4 protein-coding genes are annotated in these 4,124 nt (G+C 62.3%); 3 read left to right on the top strand and 1 reads right to left on the bottom strand.

Annotation, left to right across the window (positions count from 1 at the left end):
- Nucleotides 1-121: 121 nt before the first annotated feature.
- The gene (locus ACW5W8_RS23315) at nucleotides 122-2,224 is read right to left on the bottom strand and encodes a hypothetical protein (RefSeq protein ID WP_498630781.1); all 2,103 of its coding nucleotides are present in this window, start codon (nucleotides 2,222-2,224) and stop codon (nucleotides 122-124) included.
- 251 nt (nucleotides 2,225-2,475) lie between these two features.
- On the opposite strand from ACW5W8_RS23315, the gene ACW5W8_RS23310 reads away from it, so the two are divergent.
- The 3 genes from ACW5W8_RS23310 (at nucleotide 2,476) to ACW5W8_RS23300 (ending at nucleotide 3,951) form a co-directional block, all read left to right on the top strand.
- Nucleotides 2,476-2,880 (top strand): type III secretion system chaperone family protein, encoded by a 405-nt coding sequence (locus ACW5W8_RS23310; protein ID WP_498630779.1) that lies wholly within the window; start codon nucleotides 2,476-2,478, stop codon nucleotides 2,878-2,880.
- A 119-nt stretch (nucleotides 2,881-2,999) separates the two neighbouring features.
- Nucleotides 3,000-3,419 (top strand): MauE/DoxX family redox-associated membrane protein, encoded by a 420-nt coding sequence (locus ACW5W8_RS23305; protein WP_498630777.1) that lies wholly within the window; start codon nucleotides 3,000-3,002, stop codon nucleotides 3,417-3,419.
- A 4-nt stretch (nucleotides 3,420-3,423) separates the two neighbouring features.
- Complete coding sequence (locus ACW5W8_RS23300; protein WP_498630775.1) at nucleotides 3,424-3,951, top strand: rhodanese-like domain-containing protein; 528 nt, start codon at nucleotides 3,424-3,426, stop codon at nucleotides 3,949-3,951.
- Nucleotides 3,952-4,124: the final 173 nt, after the last annotated feature.

Here is a 4,124-nt window from a genome sequence, read left to right as displayed (position 1 = left end):
GTGTTGAAAGGCTGGGGTATCCATGATGGTAGACCTCAAGGTGATGGCCTACTTCAAGCTTAGCCTTTCAACACGTAATTGGGACATAGCCCTCTTTTTTGCCCTCGGCCAGCGCGGGCAGTTACACCTTGATGGCATGATCCCGCAGCAGCCGGGCGGTGAGTTCAAGCTTCTCGTTGCGCTCGGCGGCCCGCTCGGGAACCGTGACGCCCCCCTGCTCATCTACCCGCTCCTGACCGAAGGCATCGTCGATGGCCTGCGCCATGGCGCTGCGGCCAGCGGCGATATCGGGCTCGGTCAGGCTCTCCTGCATCCGGATCCGGTTCTCGCTGGCAGCCAGCTGCAGTTCGTCCAACTGGCCGCCGAGAGCAGCAATCCGGCTATCGACCCGCTGGGCCAGCTCGAAGAGACGGTTTTCATTCCCAGCCGCCATCGCCAGTCCATCGAGCCGCTCCCCTTTGCGCTGGTCAAAGTTCGTCACGGCGCGGGCGGCCAGCTCCAGCGCATAGGCCTTGGTGGCCATGGCGTTGACTCCCCCCTCCCAGCCGACATCCGAACCCACCCCCAACGTCACGCCAAGGGTGGTATGGAACCTGGCACCCTCCGGCCCGAAAGCAGCGGTAGCCCCGGCCGATGCGCCAACCCCCAGATTGGCGGAGGCGCGGACCTTGGCCGAGAGGCTGTAGGCATCGGCATACTGGCTCTTGAGCAGATTGAGCTGGGCGCTCCCCTCTGCCTTCAGACCAGCAAAGGCCGAGGCGTTCGCCATCACGCTGACCACAGGCCCATTGGGCGTCATGATGGCTGCGGCCCCGGCCTCCATCTTGGCGTTGACCCCCACCTCGGCCGAACCTGCCAGCTTGGCGTTGAGCAGATTGCCGATGGTCCAGCTCCCCTCCGCCGACAACCCCAACTTGCTCACCAGCTCGGCACTGGCACCGATGCGCAACAGGCTAAGGTCATGGCGACCCGGGGTATAACGCTTCCCTTCGGTATCATTGACGATCTTGGGTGCCGGATTGAACGCCAATGAGCCTTCCGCCTTGCCAATCACCAGCTCCGCCTTGGCACTCGCCTTGTTCTCCTGCGTCAGCGCCACCTTGCCGGCAAATGCCCCTGCCGGTGTATCGCTGCGCCCCTCCCACTTGCCAATCTCGATCTTGGCAAAGGCCTCCACCAGCGCACTGGCGCTGACCAGACCGAGCCCGCTGAAGGCCTTCTGGCTCACCGGTTCACCCGGTTTCCACTCCTTGCTGGTAGCAGAGAGGGGGCTCTTGAGCTCGGCCCGCACGCCGGTCTGGTAGTGCTTGCCTGATGTGGCCGCCCCCTGCCAGAGCGCCTTCTCCTGCGCCTCACGCGCCAGCCAGGGCTCCTCCAGTCCATCCACCAGCGCGGTCAGCAGCTCGGTTCTGAGCAACCCGATCTCCCCCTGCTGGCTCACCTTCTGCTCAAGGCCGAGTTCCAGCACCTCCTTGAGGTGGCCCAGCTCCAGCAGTTGACTGTGGGTCAGCAGGATATCGCGGCCGTTTTCCTCGGCGGTGGCTTGCGGCTTGAGTTCGCCCAGTGCGGGTAATGCCTGACGCAAGGTGCCGCAGAACAGCTGCCACTCGTGGCTGGCCGCGACCTCCTCACGGGTCGGCGCCCGTTCCAGCCGTCGCGCCATCATCCCCTCACTCACCCCGAACATCAGATCGAGCCCCCCTTGCAGTTCCCGCCGAAACAGATCATTGGCCCCTTCCTGTTGCAGGTGAGCCAACTCGCTGCACCACTGGCGGATCTGCTGGTTACTCTCGATAGGCTGGTTGACCCGCCCCTGCTCGTTACAGACCCACGCCAGCTGGAATGAAGGCGGCTTGCCCCCCTGCTGCAACGCCTGACGGCGGACGGCGATGTCATCGACCAGTTTCTGCAACACGGGATCCTGTTGGCGGGAGCGGTTCTTGCCCGAGTCGAGCCAGAACTGCAACGCCTGCTCAATCTTCGCCAGCCCGACCAGTGATGGCGTTGGCTGGGCCTGATAGTGCCGCACCGCCTGCTTGACCGCCTTGAACTCCTGGCTCTGCTGATGGCCGACGCCACGGCGGATCCCCTTTTCAAACTCCCGGTTACCGGCATCCAGCAGCCGCAATCTGGCGTTGCCAAGGCGAGCGGTAGCAGGGGGTGTGGGATCAGGGGTTGGCGGCTGATGGCGGGTAGCATCGATATCAGGGGAGGCAATTTTCATGGCGAGGATCCTGCATTTGGATTGATGAGAGAGAAGATCCCCAGCCTACGCCGCCCTTGCATGCCACCCTGTCAGCGATGGCCCCGCTTTTTTAGGATTCGGACTGACCCGCTGAAGATGCTTGCCAGCTCACAATTTCGGCACAGCCACCCTCCCTGCCAACCAGAAACAACAAAAAGATGACCATGAGTGATAAGCAGCCGCCAATCAGCCGCATAGGGTGTCACTCTCACCCAGCTCGAGGTTTGGTCATGTATCACGCACTCATCACCGCCCTGTTCACGCAACTCGGATTCCCGATCCCGGCGCCAGACCAAACCGCCACCACCCTGGCCATCAACGACGAGCTGGTGCTGACGCTGGCAGAGGATGAGGGCCATCTGGTGATCTATCTGCTGCTGCCGGGCCATGCCATGCCCAACACGCCTCTGCTCAATCACCTCGGTAACGAGCCGGTATTTCTGCTGGATCAGACCGCGCAGGGGGAGACCCTGATCTGGGCCCGCGAGTGGCTCGATCACCTGACGGCCGACAGCCTGCTGGTGCTGCTGGAGCGCGCCATCGAGCTGGCTGCCGAGCTGCTGACCCATCAGCACGATCGAGAACAGTCGACACCACCGCAGCCACCCGTCCCCACCGCCACCATCAGGGTTTAGCACCCCCATTCTGATTATTGCCCCGCAAAATCGAGATTTATCTTGTCAGGCACGGGTTTAGCCATTGCGGCTCAATCGGGAATTGTTAGAATTTATACCTCTCTAAAAAGAGGTATAACATGCCTGCGTTGCTGCGCATGCTGGCCAGGCTGACGCTGGGGGGATTCTTCCTCGCCTCCGCCGGGTTCAAGCTGGTATCCCCCGCCCTGTTCATCGAGCAGATCGGCGCCTTTGGCCTGATCTGGCCGCCGCTGCTTCCACTCGCCGCCTGGGGACTGATCGCCCTTGAGCTCTGCGCAGGGCTGGCGGTCATCGCCAACCGGCGCTGGGGATTGTGGCTGGTGATCGGGCTGCTCGCCCTGTTTATTCCGGTGTTGGGCTATGGCGTTGCCATCGGGCTCGACATCTCTTGCGGCTGTCTTGGCAGGGCTGATCTCAGCTCGCTGCCGGAGGCCATTGCGCGGGATCTGCTGCTACTGACGCTTGCGGGCGCCCTGCTGCGAACTTCCCGCCCCGTTTTTCCCGTTCTAAAGGAGTAGTGACATGATGACATTGCGATCCCGCACTCTGCTGGCCTCGCTGATCGCCGCCAGCTTTGCCCTCGCGGGCTGTGGCGACAACCAGTTCGAGCAGGAGGTGAAACTTGAGCAATCGGCGGTGCAGCTGGCACAGGAGGCGCAGCAGGGGGGCTATCAGCTGCTGACTGTGGCCGAGCTGAAAACCCGGATGGACAAGGGCGAGGAGCTGGTGATCATCGACACCATGCCCTATGAGGACTCCTACAAGAAAGAGCACATTCCGGGCGCCAAAAACTTTGTCTTCGTGAAAGAGGCCAAGGCCGGTGATAACTGGAGCGAGATTGTCGAGGGAAGCGGTACACCGGAGCAGTTCCAGGCGCTGCTGGGTGAAGACAAAGCTCGCCCCGTGGTGATCTACTGCGGCTTCGTCAAGTGCGGCCGCAGCCACAACGCAGCCGCCTGGGCGGTGACTCAGGGCTATCAGCAGGTCTATCGGGTGCCGGGCGGCATCTTTGCCTGGAAAGGGGCCGGTTACCCCGTCTCTGCCGAGTAATCCCTGCTCACAAGGCAACACAGCCGACATAAAGAAGCCCGCAACTGCGGGCTGAGGTGTCCTGACAAGATCGGACAGTCCTGGATCAAGCAGCCTGAGCAGTTCTCCAATACCTCTTGTTAAACTCCGCCGGGCTGACATTGCCAAGTCGTGAATGCCGACGCTGGCGGTTG

Source organism: Aeromonas aquatilis (genome assembly GCF_054052405.1).
The sequence above is the reverse complement of the archived record's forward strand: the minus strand, read 5'-3'. Positions and strand labels throughout refer to the sequence as shown.

What these genes read in the sequence shown, in the direction of transcription:
- ACW5W8_RS23315 (WP_498630781.1), bottom strand. Translation starts at nt 2,224, where the DNA reads ATGAAAATTGCCTCCCCTGATATCGATGCTACCCGCCATCAGCCGCCA.
- ACW5W8_RS23310 (WP_498630779.1), top strand. Translation starts at nt 2,476, where the DNA reads ATGTATCACGCACTCATCACCGCCCTGTTCACGCAACTCGGATTCCCG.
- ACW5W8_RS23305 (WP_498630777.1), top strand. Translation starts at nt 3,000, where the DNA reads ATGCCTGCGTTGCTGCGCATGCTGGCCAGGCTGACGCTGGGGGGATTC.
- ACW5W8_RS23300 (WP_498630775.1), top strand. Translation starts at nt 3,424, where the DNA reads ATGATGACATTGCGATCCCGCACTCTGCTGGCCTCGCTGATCGCCGCC.